Origin of the sequence: Nitrospira sp. (genome assembly GCA_005116745.1) — a bacterium.
Classification (GTDB): Bacteria; Nitrospirota; Nitrospiria; order Nitrospirales; family Nitrospiraceae; genus Nitrospira_D.
Map to the genome: position 1 here is coordinate 644226 of SWDS01000010.1, position 17826 is coordinate 662051.

Below are 17826 nucleotides of genomic sequence, written 5' to 3' on the forward strand. Positions count from 1 at the left end.
ATCCAAACAAATGTGTCAGTCAGCTTCACCTTACCACGTGGCAAGGTGCTTGCTCTATTCTCTTCCTTATTGAGTCCTACTGAATCCCGACTAGAGATTCAGTGAGCAAACAAAACGATCAGCTCAGAATCGCCTCATGCTGCTCACAGCAAGCTTGCTGCACATGGGGAATCCTCTCATGCACATGGGCGACCGACTCGATTAGAACGAGGATTCCTAAGAACAGGAGGAAGATATGGCCATACGACCGACACACACCGTGCTCACTCTTCTACTTGGCCTGGTGGTGTTTGCCAGCTCGTTAGTGCTCCACGGTGAAAGAGCTACCGCTGCGAGTAACACTGCCAGCACGTCATCGTTTCACTATAGCAAGAATCTGACGGATGCCGAGCGTGTCGGTGCTGAGATTTGGTTCAATGCCACGTCCGGCAACGCCCGGTTCTTTACCTATGTCTATCAACAGCGGCTCGGTGTCATGATCGATTGGTATCGGGTCTTGCGAAGTGACTCACGTGATGACCGCTTCTATCGATGGGGACTCATGAACGATCCGGACTGCTGTACGCCTGGCGATCCCAACTGTCCGGCAAAAAGTTATGATGAAACCTATGGGTTCGACTATTGTCCGGGTGACGACGAATTGCTCAAGCATGTCGGAAAGACCGGTTATCGCGATCCTGCCTGTGATCTGAAAGACGTCCCGCTCGCCAAGGATGATCCGCACGGGCCAAAAGATATGCGACAGTCAACCTGCGATCTTGAATTCGGGACCTCGACCGGCGCGCTGGGGCTTCGAAAATTCCCCAATCCAAAGTTCGATAAGGTGAAATGGCTGAAAATTAACGGTGGACAGCTCGATTCATGGGACGGCTATACCGCCAAGGTGACGCCGCGTAAGGACCGTGAAGCACCCGCCAAGAGTCATCTCATTGACGGCTCGATTGAACCCCCCTATCGCATCGGCATGTCCTGTGGTGCCTGCCATATTGCATTCGATCCTATTCGCCCTCCCAAAGATCCGGCCCACCCGGCATGGGAAAACCTCTCCGGAACAGTCGGCAATCAGTACGGTCGCTTTGCACAGATCTTGGGGTCCGGCATGGCAGCAAACACCATTGAGTACCAAATCTATGGGCATTCACGTCCTGGTGCCGTCGATACCTCAGCCATTCCAAACGATCAAGTCAATAACGCGGGCACAATGAACGCCCTGATCAACCTGGCCCGTCGTCCGACCTTTGAAGAGGACATTATTAAATGGCGTAAGACCAACCAGTGTCCGGCTGGAGGAAACGAGCGAACCTGTTGGTGCGAGCCGGGCAAGGACGGCAAGTGTTGGGAGCGAGGCCGGAAGAAGGAGTTCGTCCAGCATATCTTAAAAGGTGGAGAAGACAGCATCGGTGCCCTCGAAGCGATCCAGCGCGTCTATTTCAACATCGGCAGCTGCTCCGAGGAAGGATGGGTGAATCACCTCACCGACATGCGACAGCTCGATCCCACCATGCGCGGATTCGGCCAATCGCCATTCGACATCGGACAAGTCCGTCGGGACTGTCCGCAATTCCGGGCCATTGAGGATCGTTTGGGCGAACTCGCTCAGTTCTTGTTTACCGGAGCCCCAGCCGACCTCTACCAAGCCCGCGGCTTGAAGAACAACGCCGCACTCGTTGAGCAACTCAATAAAGAATTTGGGAAGGGCGCAGTTGAACAGGGCCGCGCGGTGTTTGCGAGCAAGTGTGCCTCCTGCCACTCCAGCCAAAGCCCGCCGTTCGAAAATAAAGATTTTCGAACCGTTTCCACCGACCCGAAAGACAAGGGCATGCGTCTCGATTGGCTCGGAAACGACAAGCTCATCCCTGTCAGCGAGATTGGCACGAACCGTTCGCGTTCCCTCCACTCAAATCATATGCAGGGTCGCGTTTGGGAAGAATACGGGTCAGAAACTTTGCGCGCAAAACCCGGAGACCCACAGCTCAAGGAGCCTTCTGACGGTGGACGGGGTTATTACCGAAACATCTCCTTGCTCAGTGTCTGGGCCTATGCCCCCTTCATGCACAACAACGCCGTCGGTCCGGAAGTCTGCGGCGGGCCTGTCGACGAGCACTACCATTCACCGTATGTCGATAACGCAGGAACGCGGCTCACTAGCCCTCCACCCTGCGTGCTGTTTGATCCGAGCGTCGAGGGACGATTCACGCTCTACAAAGCGTCAATGAAAGAGTTGCTGAATCCTGCTCAACGAATTCCAAAGGTGACCGGATTCAACTCGGAGGTGACCATTCGCCTGTTTCCAAAGCTGGGGGACGGCAAGATTGATCGGTTTATCGACACCGCCATTCGCTTTCCAGTCGGCACGCCGGCTGCCCGTATCGGGAACTTCCGTCACAAGGAGCTGGTGGGAGATCTCGTCATGGCACGAGTCGACTTTGATAAGCTGAAAGCCAAATATGTCGGCCGGTACGGCGCAGAGAAGGGTGAACAGATTGCCAAGACGATCCAAGAAAAGGGCACGGAGTTGCTGGCCAAGCCAGGGTCGCTCCTCGAAGCCGGAGCGGAGCTGCGGGAGGTCTACAGCAACAGTCTGGCCGTCATTGAAAATGATGGACACAGATTCGGCGAGGATCTCTCGGATAAAGACAAGAATGCACTGACCGCATTTCTTGCAACGCTCTGATGTCATGAACCGGAAAGAGGTGATCACGATGAAACGCGCACGATGGTTGCTGTCGGTAGGATTAGCCATGAGCCAAACGGTGCTCCTTGGCTGTCCGGGTAACCCGGATCCCCCGCAAATTCCCTATGCTCAAAGCGGGGAACACTATTCCGACAAGATGGACCTTGCCCGGCTGGAACACGAGTTCCCGCTGACACCAGCCGATCTGATGAAGATCACACCGGAGAATCTCAAGGGCGCGACACAGGAACAGGTGGATCAAATCTATGCCCGCCTGACCGCCGGACCGATTCCAGATGGCGCCTACGACGGGCAGATGTTTTTCCCCAAGGGATCGAGCGAACGGGCCCGGCTGGCCGAGATCGTCGGAGGAGGCATCAAAGGTTTCATCGTCGATCGCAAGGCCGCCACGCTTGAACACATCGGCGAATTTATCTGGAAAGGGAAGGTCTTCTATCGCAGCGAAGGCGTCCTCCGGAATCGCATTCAGGATCTATTGATTCTGAAACCGATCGTCGGTCCGAACGTGGAAAAGATCCAAAAAATCGAGGTCGACGGAAAAGATGCCTGGCTGCTGTTCCCCGCCAAACTTTATTGCGGCCAGAGTCTGCTGGATGGGCGTCGAGAATCGGTCATTATCGACTACGCGTTTACAGACGACCTGCCGGGCTACCGCGAAATGCCGGATGTATTGGCCGGACGGGAAGGGTTGGAAATACGAGACGAAATCCGGATGGTCCGCCCGGGATTCTATCTGGGACGGGCCTATATCAAGAAAGTCTTTGCCTTGAACTTCACGCTCTACAACAAGACCGTGGCAGAGAAGGAATCTCCGGCGTTTGCCAGTTCTGGCTCGGTGGCAGAGGACTGCTGGGTCGGCAATCAGCGTCTACCTGCCATGACCAACAAGCCGAGCACTCAACAGGCTCGGGTAGCGGAAACCCATTGAATGCAGGTATGAGTCAGCCAAACCATGCAACGGACAGTGGCGAAACAGTGGGCGACACAATTGGGATGCCTGGTCATGATGACGGTATTGGTTTCAGGATGCGATCAACAAGACAGGGGAACGTCTAACAGCAGCACCTCTACCCCGCATACCCAATCCTCTACCCCTGCGCCTGCTGCCTCCACGGCACCTCCGTGGGTGATTGATCCGACTGAACCAGGGACCAACCTCCCTCCGGTCGGACGGTCTCTGTTTGACTTCCTGATTACGAAAGAAGTGAACGGCAAAAAGATCTATGACATTCCATTCCCGTTTTCTACGTTCGTGGCACAGATTGAATCTCAACTCCACTCAAAAGACACCGCGCCCGTTCTGAAGCGATTGCTAATTCCTGTCAACCGTTCCCTGCAACGGCGAGCGAGCAATGGCGCCTACTTTACCTATCCCAGGGCGGTACTTGCCGTCGATACCGAAGTCACTTCGACCTTGAGCCTGCCTGGTATGCAGCTCAAAGACCGACTGTTCATCGGCTATCATGAAAAAACCGGGGTCTTGGAAATCGTCAGTTATAACGAAGCGGCTGGCCGGTTTGAGTTTCAGATTGTGAGTGACTATCGAGCCGGGGGAACACCAACGGTTCGATACGCCAATCGTGCCCTCTGCATGGCCTGCCATCAAAATCAAAGCCCCATCTTCGCCCGTCCCATGTGGGACGAAACGAACGTCAATCCAAAAATCGCCGCCTTGCTGGCGCATCAACACCGTCAGTACCACGGCTTCCCCATTCGACAAGGGACGGGAACATTGCAGGCCTTCGATGACGCGACCGATCGAGCCAATGACATATCGCTGGCCCAGCGGCTCTGGCGGGAGGGATGCGAGCAGACAGCCCATCCGGAACAGGCCATGACCTGTCGTGCCGAACTACTCACGTGGGTCCTCCAATATGGACTGTCAAGGGGATCGATACCGGATTGGCACACAACGGATGAGAAACCACCGTCCTTCCTTGCCGCCTGGCGCGCACGATGGCCACAAGGATTGGCCATTCCCAATCCGGATATCCCCAATCGTAATCCCTTTCGATATGTCGCGGTGAGTGAATTTCCAGGGCTCAGCGAGGTGCAGGCGACTGCGCTTGAGGGACGAGAACCACGATCCTTATTCCGTGGCCCCTACGAACCGACACAGCCTCGCGAACCGCTTGAGATCTGGTCCATCCCGGATACTCCGCAGACGCTTGAGCGAGTCTTGGCTACGTTTGTACAGTTTTTCACAAAGACGGATCTCACTCGACTGGAACAGCTGATCCAGCGTCAGCCTAAACGGCTCCGACAAGCTGTGAGCGCGTTAGTACAGGACACCGTGCTGGGGCAGACCGATGTGTTGGCGAACCAGCCTTTTCGCCGAATGACAGTCCTGGCTGCGCTCGATCGGCAATTGGGAGGTCCGGTCGTCTCACGCTGCTGCCTGGATGATCGCGGCCTGCCACCGCCAGTGGACGATGAGATGGCCTCCCATCACGCAACCAATGAAAGTCACGAAACTGCATGGAGCAGCGAGCACAAGACCTTCCATCAGTATTGCGGAACTTGCCACCATGGAGCAGAGAGCTTTCCCCCAAACTTTCTCCATGGATCTCCCGCTGAAGTCAAAGCCAATTTGACGCAATGTGCCGATCGCATTTTCGTGCGCTTAAGTATGTGGGACGTTCCAAGCCAAGAGCAGCTTGAGGCGCCGATGCCGCCAGCTATGCACCTGCTCCATCACCGAATCAGTCTGGACCAGTGGAAGCATCATCCCGATTTGCAGACACTGCGTCAGGAAGTAGTGGCTGCAATTCAGCACACACGAGGCGCAACATTCCGCCCAGAACACTTACTTCAGCAGGACTACGACACCTTACCGGCGTGCCTCGCACCGAGACATGAGCCGACAGAAGCAATGGGAGCACAGCATGGATAGGTCGAAGGCCAACGTTGCCACAAGATGGGTGAACCCATGACCACCGAACAACGACATTGTCATTGGTGGAAGGTGATCGGCCTCGCCGCCCTGCTTCTCATCATCACAGTCGGCGGCTTGCTGGCAGCCAGGTTTCTGGTGGATGAACCGGTCCGCTATGCCGAGGATGAAGATCACTTTAAGTACGGGTCGCTTGGTGGTGAACGGGAAGCCGGCTTTCCCTACTGGATCTGGAAAGCACTGCCTCGCGTCTGTGCGGCACAGTTGCCGGAAGGGCAACGCTCTCCAGGGCAGGAGTACACAGCGCTGGGGTTCATTTACGAAGGAGAAAAGCCGCTACCCGTCGGCATGTCGATGCGTCGACATATGGGAGTTGATCGTGTTTTTCTGAATTGTGCGAGTTGCCACGCCAGTACGGTGCGTGAAACGCCTGCCAGTGAGCCTCGAATCTATACCGGCATGCCGGCCCATCGGCTCAATCTCATGGCGTTCGAGCGATTCCTGTTTGACTGTGCCAAGAGTGCAGCCTTCACTCCCGATCTCATTGTTCCAGCGATCCAAGAATTAGGTGGTGAGCTAAATCTTCTTGATCAATTTCTTGTCTATCCCACGGCCGTACATCTCATGAGGGCCAGACTCGTCACGCTGGATCAGCGGCTGTCGTTCATGCTCGACAAGGGACCGGAACGTGAGTGGGGACCAGGCCGGGTCGATACCTGGGCATTTGGCAAGGCCCTCTTGAACTTTAGGATGGACCAGGCCCCGGATCGCGAACACATCGGGGTTGCAGATTTCCCGTCAATTTGGCTGCAGGAGCCCCGCCAAGGCATGCAGCTCCATTGGGATGGGAATAACACCAGCGTTGAAGAACGCAACCGGAGCGCGGCGTTCGGGACGGGCGCCACGCCTCCGACGCTCGATCGCCTGGCCATGAAGCGTCTGGAAGACTGGTTGCTCAGGCGCGAGCCGCCGGCCTATCCCTTTCCCGTTGATACAAACCTCGCTGCCAAGGGTGCACCGATCTACAAGCAGTATTGCTCCGGCTGTCATGGCGAGAGCGGGAGAAATTTCGGCGGCGAGTCGGTGGGCACAGTCGTCCCAATCAGTGAGATCAAGACCGATCGCCACAAGCTCGATTCCTATACGCTTGAGCTCGCCGTCAATCAGAACCTCCTGTATGCGGGTACCAACGATCCGACCGAACGCTTCTCGCATTTCCGCAAAACGAACGGCTACGCAAACATGCCATTGGACGGCATTTGGCTACGCGCCCCATACCTGCACAACGGATCAGTTCCGACATTGAGAGATCTCTTAGAGCCTCGCAGTAAACGGCCCACGAAATTCTACCGTGGATACGATGTCTACGATCAACAGCGGGTGGGATTCGTCTCGACGGTGAGCGAAGAGCGAGGTCAGCAGTTTTTTCTGTTCGACACAACCGATGACAAGGGGCGTTCGCAACCGGGGAATGGCCGCGATGGACATGAAGGGGCTCGGTACGGGACCGAGCTTTCTGACGCAGAGAAAGCCGCTCTCGTTGAATACCTCAAGACGTTCTAAGGAAAGGAGTGTGGTCACGATGAGAACGCTGAAGATCATCCTCCTGCTGTTGGTCGTCCTTGGTCTAGTTGGCGCCTACGTCGGATGGTACAAGTTCTTCCGCGATGAAGGTATTCCTGAATGGATCACGAAGGACCCGGACATGCGGTTCAAGTACGGGTCGATTGGCGCTGAACATGACGTGGGTCTCCCCTACTGGATCTGGTACGTGATCCCGCGGGTCTTTGGGGATAAGTTCCCAGGGCCAGGCGGCTACACGTCTCTGGGCATTCAATGGGAAGAAGGCCAAGAGATCCCGATCGGTTTCACCAAGCGTGTCATCGGGTTTGCGCGTATCGGCAACACCTGCTCCTCCTGCCATGTCGCCAGCTGGCGAGCGAAACCGAGCGACAAGCCCACGTTCGTCATTGCCGGCCCGAATCACACCCTTAACTTAGAAGCGTTCTTCCGTCTGCTCGTCGACGTCGCCAAGGACCCGCGCTTCAATTCGGACGTCTTGATGGGTGAAATTCGACTCGTCGCGGATCTGAGCTGGATCGACAAGTTGATCTATAGGTACCTGCTGATTCCCATTACGAAGAAGCGACTGCTCGAGCGTGAGCAGCAATTCGCCTGGATCTATCGTAAAGACTTTCCGGAATGGGGGCGCGGCCGCGACGATGCGATGAACCTGACAAAGTACTTCATGATTGAAGAGCCGATGGATAACAGCTTCGGACCGACCGATATGCCCTCAATTTGGAACCTCCAGAAGTACAAACCGGAAAAGGGCCACTTCATGAACCTCGCCGGCGACAGTCATGATGCCAGGTCGGTCATTATGGATTCAGCCCTGGGGTTGGTTGGAGCGCGCCCCAAGAGCAAGACGGAATTTCTCGGGCATATTGATTGGTTTGAGGACTATCTCGGGAAATATCCGCCTCCTAAGTATCCATTTCCCATCAACCAGGCCAAAGCGGCGGCGGGCAAGGCTGTCTTCGATCAGGCCTGTGCCTCCTGTCATGCCAGTGAACGAACAGGAACTCGTGTGCCGATCGCCGAAGTCGGAACCGACCGAGGACGGCTTGATACGTGGAGTAAAGAGGCAGCGATCAAGGCGAACAAGGTCGTTCGCGAGTTTGGACTGGAACGCAAAGGACTCGTCGAGGAACCATTGATCGGCTATGTCGCGTCCTTCCTCGACGGCATCTGGCTCCGAGCGCCCTATCTCCATCACGGCGCCGTGCCGACACTGCGCGACCTTTTGGAGCCGGTCGAGAAACGACCCAAGAGCTTCTTCCGTGGGTATACCGTGTATAACCCGATCAAAGTTGGTTTCGTGACGACCAAGCAGGAGGCAGACACGATTGGGCTCACGGATGACCGTGAACGGGAGCAGTTACGCGAGGACGTTGAGCGACTGGGAACCAGGTTCGATGTGAGCCAACGCGCCAGTAGCAACCAGGGCCACACGTTTGGCACCGAGCTGCCTGATAAAGACAAAGATGCCTTGGTGGAGTATCTAAAAATGCTGTAACCCCACAAACCAAGCACGGAAAACCTACGCACTGACAGCCACGCTGAAGCAGAGAGCGTGCGCTTTACCATCACTTGCACGTAGGCGGTCGTCCAACCCGCCCATCATCTGACTCAACTCTCAACATATTTCCACTGCAGATCAGACGCATGATCGGATACCGAACGTATCTGATTCGATACAACGTAGAATCTATTTCGATACAGGCTCCCGCATTTTCGTTGCATCAGGACAACAGTCAGCCTGCATAAGCCATTGTGATTTAAGCGGCTGTTTCATCTTACTACAGGCGATACTGGAGGCATGTGTATTGCTACTTATGCTGATCACAACTAGTGAAATAAATACCTACGTTACGAAAATTACGTGTTCACAACAGTCAATAAACATTCTATTATTGGGAGGTGTCCGATGAAGTATGGATCGATCCTAGGGCTTGCAAGTGCGACTATGTTCCTCTTCATGACTGCCTGTGATCAGCTCCCCATTGCAGGAGGCGGGATAGCGGGCTTGTCCACGGCTGGGCAATCCACCCTTAACTCTCCCGTATTGCTGGACAAGCTTGGAAAGATTTTCTACGCCGACGCAACGAATGGGCGGGAAAAGTATACGGCGGAAGCTAGCAAGGAAGATAAAAAAGTGACAGATCAAATGACTGGCATTTTTGACCTGTTGATCGATGCTGCAAAGCACAACCAAAAATACGGCGCAGTCGCTAATGAAATGGCTTGGCAGCTCACTACCATAAAAGACAAAGCAATAATCAATGCCAAAGCAGTTCCCGGCGGTGGAATCATAATTTATGACGGAGTATTCAAGCCCGCACAAAACGAAGCTGGATTGGCTGCCCTACTGGGACATGAAATGGTCCATGTGCTCGCTCGGCATGGACTCAAACGACTCGCTGGTTCTGCGGCTACAGCGGCCGCGACTATAGGGCCCCTGATCGCGTCGGGCGTAACACTAGGCAACATGGATCCCGAAGTTATCGGGCCAGTGGCTGGTGCGTTGGGAGTCGGGGCCGCCTACGGAGTGCATCAGCAATGGGAGCAATTGCAGGAACATGATGCCGACTGTGATGGCCTGTTATTGGCCGCCGAAGCTGGGTACAATCCAGAAGAGATCAATACGTTTTGGGGAAACATGGCGAAACTAACAGAAGAGCAAAAAAAGACGATCCAGTTCCTGGCCGATCACCCTATGAACGACGATCGTCTTGCCCATATCAAAAAGGAGTGCCTGCCTAACGCCGGGACAGCGTATAACAATCGGGTTCAAAAACTACAGGCAACGGGCCAGAAAAAGCCGAATTCTATTGAGCCATTACCAGGCGTTGCAGGATGATGGCGCCAACGTGTGAGAACGGGTGGAGCTAGGCGAAAATGAGCTTACCGGAGAGCCTGTCTCCACTCGCACAAGGATCCAAGCGCAGCGGTTCAATCCATATCTGGACGCGCGTAATGAGGACGTTCGCACTGGCTGTAATAGCCGGTGCGTGCTTCGCCTGCAGCATGGGGTTTGCCGAACAGCCAGTCTTGAGAAGCAGTCAAAGCCGAATCGCAATGACAGGACAGTCGCTCCTGGTTGGAGATCGACCCGAAACGCCTGGATATGGACTCCATAGCTATGTGCTGTTCAAGCAGGAGCCAACCGATGAGAACAGGCCCCTCTACCTTGCGATCATTCTAGCCTGTTTGAAGGGAGTCCCAGACCTCGGAAGACTGGAAGAGAAATACCATGACAAACAGATGCTCAATGCGCTGTGGATCCCGGTTACCGAAGATGTCACGGATTCTGCAGTACCTTCGCCTGAGCTGCCCGAAAATGAGCAATTCAAGTCGAGGGCAAAGGAGATTCTTAAGCGGTACAACTACCCACGGGCAAAAGCGATTCTCAATCGGCTTTCCACCATCCAGAGGAATGACGGACCCTATCTGGCATCCGGCTTTGAGCCAGCTTTACATGGCAACACACCACGGCTTTTCTTGTTTCAAGATTTGTCAGCGGTTCGCCTCGTGTCGAGTCAGGCCGATCAGACTGAACTAGCCTTTGCGTGGGTTCTCCACTTTATCAGTCGAGTCAGTGATCCCCGGTCCAAATCCTGGGACAGTGACGCGTTAACAACATTCAGCGACAAGCTGCGGAGGAATATACAACCCGCATTCGAAAAGTATGGTGTAAGAGCAGACCAGTTAGATCTAAAAAAATATATCGTCTTTCCGCCACCAGATGACGGAAGACAACGAACCTTGCTGGTCCCCTCCTGGGTAGCCCAAGGGAATGATAGCAGTCCCAGCCCCATCCCTATTCTGGAGCGATCGCATTTCGAACCAATGTGAGTTTTCTTTCCGAGTCAATCTTCGCCAGTGCGTCAAAGAGAAGAAGCCTGCGGCGGACAATGCCCGGTTCATGAGTGACCAGACGGGCTGCCTCGTAGGCTTCGACCGCGAGGTCAAGATATTGGTCGGGCTTTAGAAGTGCGAGTCCGCTATAGCTCAACCCCATCGCGTCAAGCACGCGGTAGTATCGAGGCGTTCGTCTGAGAACCTCTTCAGCTTGCTCCAGTGCAGTATCAAAGAATGTGATTGCTTCAATCGTATTGCCCTGTCGTTGTCTAATGACTCCGTTGAGCGCGTGCGCTTCTGGGCTGAAGAGCAAGGTGTCATAGCGCAATGCCACCTCGACAATGGTCTTGGCCTCACCCAACTCGTCGTCCAGGAGTAACGCCGTGGCCAGCTCAATACAGGTCGTATGCTGCAGTCGAACGCTCTGAGTAATCTCTGCCAGTTTCATAGCCTTGGTGAGATCTTTAGCAGCGAGGGCGTATCTGCGCCTGCCGATATTGAGACTTCCCAGGTTTCGCCACGCAGCGGATTCGCCAAGTTGGAATCCTATCGATTGGGCCATCCGGCAAGCTCGGATACACTCCTCTTCCGCTCGCTCGCCATCACCCAATGCGTCATAATGCTGACCAAGGTTCACCAGCGCACCGACTTCGAAATCCCGCTGGTGGTTGTCGCGCGCAAGCTCCCGCGCGTGTTCGCTGGCTGACATCGCAGCGCTAGCCTGGCCCAAAGCAGCAAACACTTCACCGATGGTGTTCCAGATAAGAGCTTCTTTCGCATCACCTTCAATCGCGTGCGCTAATTCGAGGGCTGCCCTACAGTAGAGCGTGGCTCCAACAAGATCTCCCGATTCTTGTTTGCAAATGGCAAGAACCGCAAGGTAGTGGCATTCCCCGCTCAAATCATCGCGCGCCTCTCGGACACACTCCAACCCTTTCTCATAGTAGGCGACTGCACGCTCAAGATCTCCGAGTCGGTGGTAGATCCGCGCGAGCTTATCAAGTATGCGGCGGACCAGTTGACGGTCTTCAAGTTTGTCGACTAGTTGTTCATAGCGTTGTGCCAGCTCCTGGTAACGCCTATTCCCAAACAGATGGGACTCAAGCCGTTGCAGAACGCCGACCGCGGCTACATAGTCTCTTTTTGTGTAGCAATGAGTAAATTCAAGAGCGAGCGATTTGGCTTCCGCTGTGGAGTCGGCAGAGTCCACTTGTCGAATGTAATCAGCATGCTGCGCACTCAATATGAATCGGTCGAGGTGAACACCTTCAGGGCTGTCCACGGCTAAGGAGACACCATCTGCGAGTTGAGAAACGATATATCGTCGATCCGCCTTTCGTAGAGAGTAGCAGCCGTTATCTTTTTCGATGAGCTGCATATTCACCAGCCGATTCAGGACCTGTTCAACATCGATGTCCGGATGGTAACGCTGGCATACCGAGACTACAGCGGCAGTGGTGACCGCAGTTTCTGATGCCGACAACACCTGCATCACGATCTTCGACCTATCATCAAGACAGGCGTAGCTTTCTCCGATGAGTACATTCAAGACGGCTTCTGGAAGAAAGCGAGTTTCATCTTGCAGAATGTCGAGTGGAGAAATGGAGAGATCTTCTTCAAGTATCATGTATAGGGTCTCGATCGCTCGAGGGTTGCCTTGCATGCGCAGGCAAAGTTCCTTCACGATCGTGTCGTTGGCGTCTCGCAGACCAACAGTCCCATCACGATCTAACTTCCGGAGTAATTGCATCGCTTCCAATTCTGGAAGACCTTCCTTGAGGTTTAGCTTCCGCACCTTCTGATCCGGTGGTAAATCAAGGTGTAGCACCCAGGAGGAGGTCACAATCACTTTCAGTTTATGAGTTGTGGCGCTGAGAATAGTCCGTAAGGCATCGCGCAGGTTTGGATCGGTCAGACTTCTGGCCTCCAAATCAATCAACTTGTCGAGATGGTCAATCAGGACCACCACGCGACGATCCGTTAAGCCAGAGAGTACATCCGCAATCGCGGAAGCGAGATACTTCTCCTGAGAGTGCAGACGAGGTGCAGTGGGCATTGAGCTACGGATTTTATCAAACACATTAAGCCAACCCGATTCGGAATGGTCTTGCTGGTTGAGATAGGCAATGGCATGGATGGGAACCTGGCACTCTGGACTAGTCCGGATTCCACACTGAATTTGGTCAAGAGCATGGTGGGCAAGCGCTGTCTTCCCTGATCCTGCCCTGCCCCAAATCCAGAGTACCGCACTGTCTTCATTGGAAATGAAGTCTTTGATCTTTTGTTGCTGTTCGCGGCATCCTACAAAGTCGGCTGATGCTTGAAGCCGAGGTTCATTGATCACGATCAGCCCAGTTGTGCCAGGAGATGCAGGCGTAGTGACATCGACGGGCTCAATCGTCATAGAAGGCGGGAGACGTTCTCCCCGCTTTCGTGCCAGATAGACGCAAAGTTTTTTCAGGCCACCTTCGAAATCGGTCCAGCAGTCGATGTAGTGAGTATCCTGAATTTGAAACGGAAGTTCCCTTGCTGGAAGGTCGACCTCTGAACAAAGGCGCAGAGGAATAATCGGTTTCTTATTGTTGCGAGCGACGGCTATTTCACTGCGACAGTAGGAACTCATGACACTGTCTCTGCTGACGAGAAAGAGCATGGCGCTGCACATGCTGATTGCCTTTTGAATCTCGGGCGCAACAGCATCCCCCGGTTCTATGTCGCGTTCATCGATCCACACGCGAACGCTCGGGGAACTCTTCTCAACTCCTTCCTGAATCTTCTGAGCGTGCTTGCGATCAACACGAGCGTAGCTGATAAAGTAGCTGACTATTCCACCATCGTGGTCCTGAGGCTTGTTGCGTTCGTTATCGAGAGAGTCATCAGTCATCTGGCAAACACTGTCGGCAATTTGCTGATTAAAGGTATCCCGTCGTCGTCCGGCGTCCTTGTGGGCACTACGTGCTCATGTTGCTGTCGACCTGTGTCATCAAGATTTTGAGAGTAGCGGGTGGAGACTATGCCGCTTTTCTTGCATCATTTGGATATAGGCCCTGCGGCTGAGCGCACCTCTCTTGATCACCAGCAATTTCTGGTGACCGATCGCAATGGCTGTGGCTTCGAGATCGAGACGAACCTTAGACGGCCCAACCTCTTCCCCCAGCTTTGCAGTGAATTCCCCACTCTCATACTGGTCCCACCATGATGTCGCGTGTGACACATAATCTTTCAGAAAGTGCGATCGTACAACCCAGAGACCAAGACTCTGCTGATCAAGCACCGGGGTTATCAAATCGTGAGCCCATTCAGGCACCTCATGGATCGACCGAAAGGTATGCTCCCCTGGGAATCGCTCAAGCACCAAACTATCCAATGCTCTGAACAAATCGTCGAACAGGGTATGTTCTTCTTGAGAAAGAGTCGATGCCTCTGGTGAGTCAGAGGGACCGCCGCTGGTTCGCTCTTCATAATTTTTTAAATTGATCGCCGTAGCATCATCGTCCCTCGCGAGTATCTGTTTTGCTAGGCACTCGAACGCCTCATTCACTCCCTCGCCAGTCTTGGCACTGGTTTCAAAAATGTTGGTCCCCTCACCAAAGATTTCAAGGGCACGGTTGGTTACTGCGGGAGAGGGAAAGACGTCCTGCTTGTTGATCAGGAGCACAAATGGAATTTCTTCTTTCTTCGAATCCTCAGGCAGGAGATCTTTTACACCGTTGAGTGTGTCGGGACGTGTGACATCCGCCACCAACATATGCCCATCTGCTCCACCAAGGTCCAAAGTAGAGTATTGCAATCCTGGATCGTCCTTCCCTTGGAGATCCCAGATATTCAACTTAACTAGTTTGTCATCGCAGGTGATGCACGTGTCATACATGCGGCCGCCGAGCGTGGTTGTGTAGCCTTCCTCAAACTTGTCGTATGTGAATCGTCTCACGAGGGAAGTCTTCCCGACAGCGCTGGCTCCCAGCACGCAGATTTTTATACTCAGAGAATCTGTCACGGTATGGCCCCCCTCGATCCAGCATCTTTGATGGCGATCTGAAACGACACCCGTCGCTGCCGTAAGGGATTGGAACCTTGAATTTCGTCCGTTCCAAGACGTTCTACAGACTCTGCAACTGATTGGAAATCGATGGCAGGAAACCGTTCGACTGTGAGAGTGGACAGGATCCTCTGTATACGGGCAAGTGCAAGACGGCGATTCGTGTCAGCTGCGCCCTCTTCGCTGGTGTTGCCATGAATCTCCACTCGCATCCGATAACCAAGTTGCTGAGCCAGGGCATCGCTCTCTCGAAGCGCCTGGAGCAACGCCCGAAAGGCAGGCTCAGCCTCTGATGCAAGTGACGCGCTGCCTGCCTCAAAATCAAAATGGTGGGCTTCAATCTCCTGAACGAGTTGATTGAGCCGCTCGCGGGTTCGTCGGTTAAGTAGTTCAGGCGCTAGCGAGAGATAGGGTTCAAGTCGAAAGTCTATCGCTTCGGCCGACAGCCCCACCTCCTGAGCGATTTTTTGTGGTTCATAGGAGAGTGGATCCCGCAACCCGTACACAATGGTTTTCCCATTCTTTCCGTCAGCGGTTTGTGTATGTGTAATCTGAATCCCTGGCTTCCCCCTCGCCTTTTCAAGAAAGTGAGCCCACCGCAGCTGTTCCTCGTCCACTCGCCGTTGGTCAAGATAGTTTGTGACGCCCCACCAGCCAAGCGCTGACAGTAGGAGCATCAGCGTAACCACGAACGCTGGTGACCATCCGCCACTGGTTGAGCCGGTCTCATTTCGGGAGTCGTTCTCCTCCTGGAGGAGGCAGGACTCCAGGTGCGGTCGCGCGGCCTCAAACGGCTGCTTGTCGCCTCGGAAGGTCTGAAGGGCCTCGTTCAACTCGAAGTGGATAGAATCCAGTGCATCCTGAAGCTTTGGCCTGAGCGATAGTGATGGCAGACCACGGACAACTGCAGCTAAGACCGCCTTCGGGCCTTGCTCGATCAACACCGTCTTGCCATCGTCCATTTTGATTTCTCTCATGGACGAGTCTTTCGAGGCCTGAAACTCATCCTGGGCAAATTTCTGCACAGCCGTCTTGATTTTTGAAAACATACTGGTAATCAAGTCTTCATGGCCCGACTCAAAGGCTGGTACATTGGCGATGCGGACATCCGCCAGATGTATTCCATCTTCCCTAGAAAAGAGAAACACCCGTTCCACTTGATACCCAAAGGTGTGCGACAGGAGAACTTCCCCGAACGATCTGCTGGTTCTCCACGCCTCCCAGCGCCAGGTTATTCCTCGCCAAGACAGACCACTGTGGTCCAGCGTTCGATTCACGGACTGCACTATATCCTGCACAGCAGTCTCGATGGCTTTCCGAATGGCTGGCATCATCACGGGGGAAATCGCGACGACAATGTCCGGTGCCGAGCCTTTGAGGACACGCGCAACGACATTGGCGATGATGGGCACCAAGGATTTCTTCAGATACTCATCCTGTTTGGTCCGTTGACGGATAGCATCCGGCAAGACGTTGGCGACAACGGAGGCGTCGATGACCTTATTTTTGACGCGATCGTCGAGTTGGTTGAGATCGCATTCGAGTCGGTCGAGTCGGTCTCGTTCCGCCTCAAGGAGCAATTCCTGGAGTTCTTCTAGATTGCCGTTCGGATATGGAGCTGTCGATGTGCTACGTTCGGGAAAGTCAGGCATGGCCTTGCTCCCGTGGTCAAGCGGATTTCAGGCGCGATGATAGTCTGTGGCTTTCAGCCGATCGTTCCCTGTGCTCGGAATCGCACTTCCCTGCCGACTCTGTTTCCAGGCCTTGTGTCCATTACTTGCCACGAGTTTGGGCGAGGTCTTCACCTAACGACTGGGCGGATTTGGTGAACAATTCTGCGAGTGCGGCACGCGTGACTTTTTCCCGCCGCAACTCCCTCAAGGCTGACTCCATGACACCTGAGAGCTCTTTGTTTTTCTGGTGCATCTCAGCCAACAGAGCCTGCTGTTGATCGGCAATCTGCTGACGCAATTCACGGCTTTCGGTCGAAGCCTGTTGGTGCAGCTGAGCGGTACTGGCCGAGACCGTCTTCCCCAATTCGTTCAGGTCGCGCAACAGACCGGCGCTCGACTGAGCCCGGCCCTCGTGCTCGCTTTTGATCTGGGCCGTGAGCGCCTCGACATGTCGCTTCATGGACGATTCAAGCGAGTCACATCGACTGTTCAATTCCTGTTTCCATTCGCCGGCGACACGCGTGAGCGATTCTTCAAGATGGGCAATGCGCTGCGCATGTTCACGGAATTGCGCGCCGAAGAGCAATTCCTGGACCTTGGCAAGCCCATCGGGCTGGTTCCGGTTCTCTTCTGGGAATGGCTTGCGGCTGTCGTCATGGGAACTGGTTTCTTTGTTGGCATGCAGGGACGGCTTCGGTGCATCTCGTTCCGTCGCAGTGGGTTTCATGGTCGTCCTCCTTCACGTCGTGCCACGGTGCGGCTTGTACTGACCCGCCGGCGCCTCAGACAGACTTGCGTAGGAATACTGTCAGTGTTGGATACTAGCACTCTCGGACAGCGAGGTCTAGCCTAGGAATGTAGGATCAGTGCCCTGATCAGGCGCGTACAAACCAAAGGGACTGCTTGCCTAGCGCTAGGGCCTCAGCGAGCTGGTAAGAGACACAGCCACTCTATCGAGAACTATCCAGGCCCTCAAGTCCTCAGCACAGTCCCGCGTTTCTGGTAAGGCCATCCTTCATTGCCGAGAATTTTTGCAACAGATCCGTATACAAGAGCTTGAGCAGGCCATTCTCCTGCTCCAATTTTCTCAGCCGCTTCGCAT

The 17826-nt window shown here is 54.3% G+C and carries 10 protein-coding genes; 7 read left to right on the top strand and 3 right to left on the bottom strand.

The window, feature by feature from the left end:
- Nucleotides 1-376 precede the first annotated feature (376 nt).
- The 7 genes from E8D52_17820 to E8D52_17850 all read left to right on the top strand — a co-directional run bounded on the left by E8D52_17820 (nt 377) and on the right by E8D52_17850 (nt 11006).
- On the top strand, nt 377-2674 hold the full coding sequence (locus E8D52_17820) for a cytochrome c (GenBank protein ID TKB66395.1): 2298 nt from the start codon (nt 377-379) through the stop codon (nt 2672-2674).
- Nucleotides 2675-2702: 28 nt separating this feature from the next.
- Entirely contained in the window at nt 2703-3623 is a 921-nt protein-coding gene (locus E8D52_17825; protein ID TKB66218.1) for a hypothetical protein, read from the top strand.
- A 24-nt stretch (nt 3624-3647) separates the two neighbouring features.
- Nucleotides 3648-5588 (top strand): hypothetical protein, encoded by a 1941-nt coding sequence (locus E8D52_17830; protein ID TKB66219.1) that lies wholly within the window; start codon nt 3648-3650, stop codon nt 5586-5588.
- Between the two features lie 24 nt (nt 5589-5612).
- Nucleotides 5613-7151 carry a cytochrome c gene (locus E8D52_17835; protein ID TKB66220.1) on the top strand — a complete coding sequence of 513 codons (1539 nt, stop codon included), beginning with the start codon at nt 5613-5615 and terminating at the stop codon, nt 7149-7151.
- A gap of 19 nt (nt 7152-7170) precedes the next feature.
- Nucleotides 7171-8667: a hypothetical protein gene (locus E8D52_17840; GenBank protein TKB66221.1), complete on the top strand. Its 1497-nt coding sequence runs from the start codon at nt 7171-7173 to the stop codon at nt 8665-8667.
- A gap of 411 nt (nt 8668-9078) precedes the next feature.
- Nucleotides 9079-10011 (top strand): M48 family metallopeptidase, encoded by a 933-nt coding sequence (locus tag E8D52_17845; protein ID TKB66222.1) that lies wholly within the window; start codon nt 9079-9081, stop codon nt 10009-10011.
- A 116-nt stretch (nt 10012-10127) separates the two neighbouring features.
- Complete coding sequence (locus E8D52_17850; GenBank protein ID TKB66223.1) at nt 10128-11006, top strand: hypothetical protein; 879 nt, start codon at nt 10128-10130, stop codon at nt 11004-11006.
- Here E8D52_17850 and E8D52_17855 read toward each other — a convergent pair.
- From E8D52_17855 to E8D52_17865, 3 genes are all read right to left on the bottom strand, one after another.
- On the bottom strand, nt 10972-13896 hold the full coding sequence (locus tag E8D52_17855) for a TIR domain-containing protein (GenBank protein ID TKB66224.1): 2925 nt from the start codon (nt 13894-13896) through the stop codon (nt 10972-10974). The genes E8D52_17850 and E8D52_17855 overlap by 35 nt on opposite strands.
- 99 nt (nt 13897-13995) lie before the next feature.
- Nucleotides 13996-15132 (bottom strand): GTP-binding protein, encoded by a 1137-nt coding sequence (locus tag E8D52_17860; GenBank protein TKB66225.1) that lies wholly within the window; start codon nt 15130-15132, stop codon nt 13996-13998.
- 1692 nt (nt 15133-16824) lie between these two features.
- Complete coding sequence (locus E8D52_17865; protein TKB66226.1) at nt 16825-17451, bottom strand: hypothetical protein; 627 nt, start codon at nt 17449-17451, stop codon at nt 16825-16827.
- Nucleotides 17452-17826 lie beyond the last annotated feature (375 nt).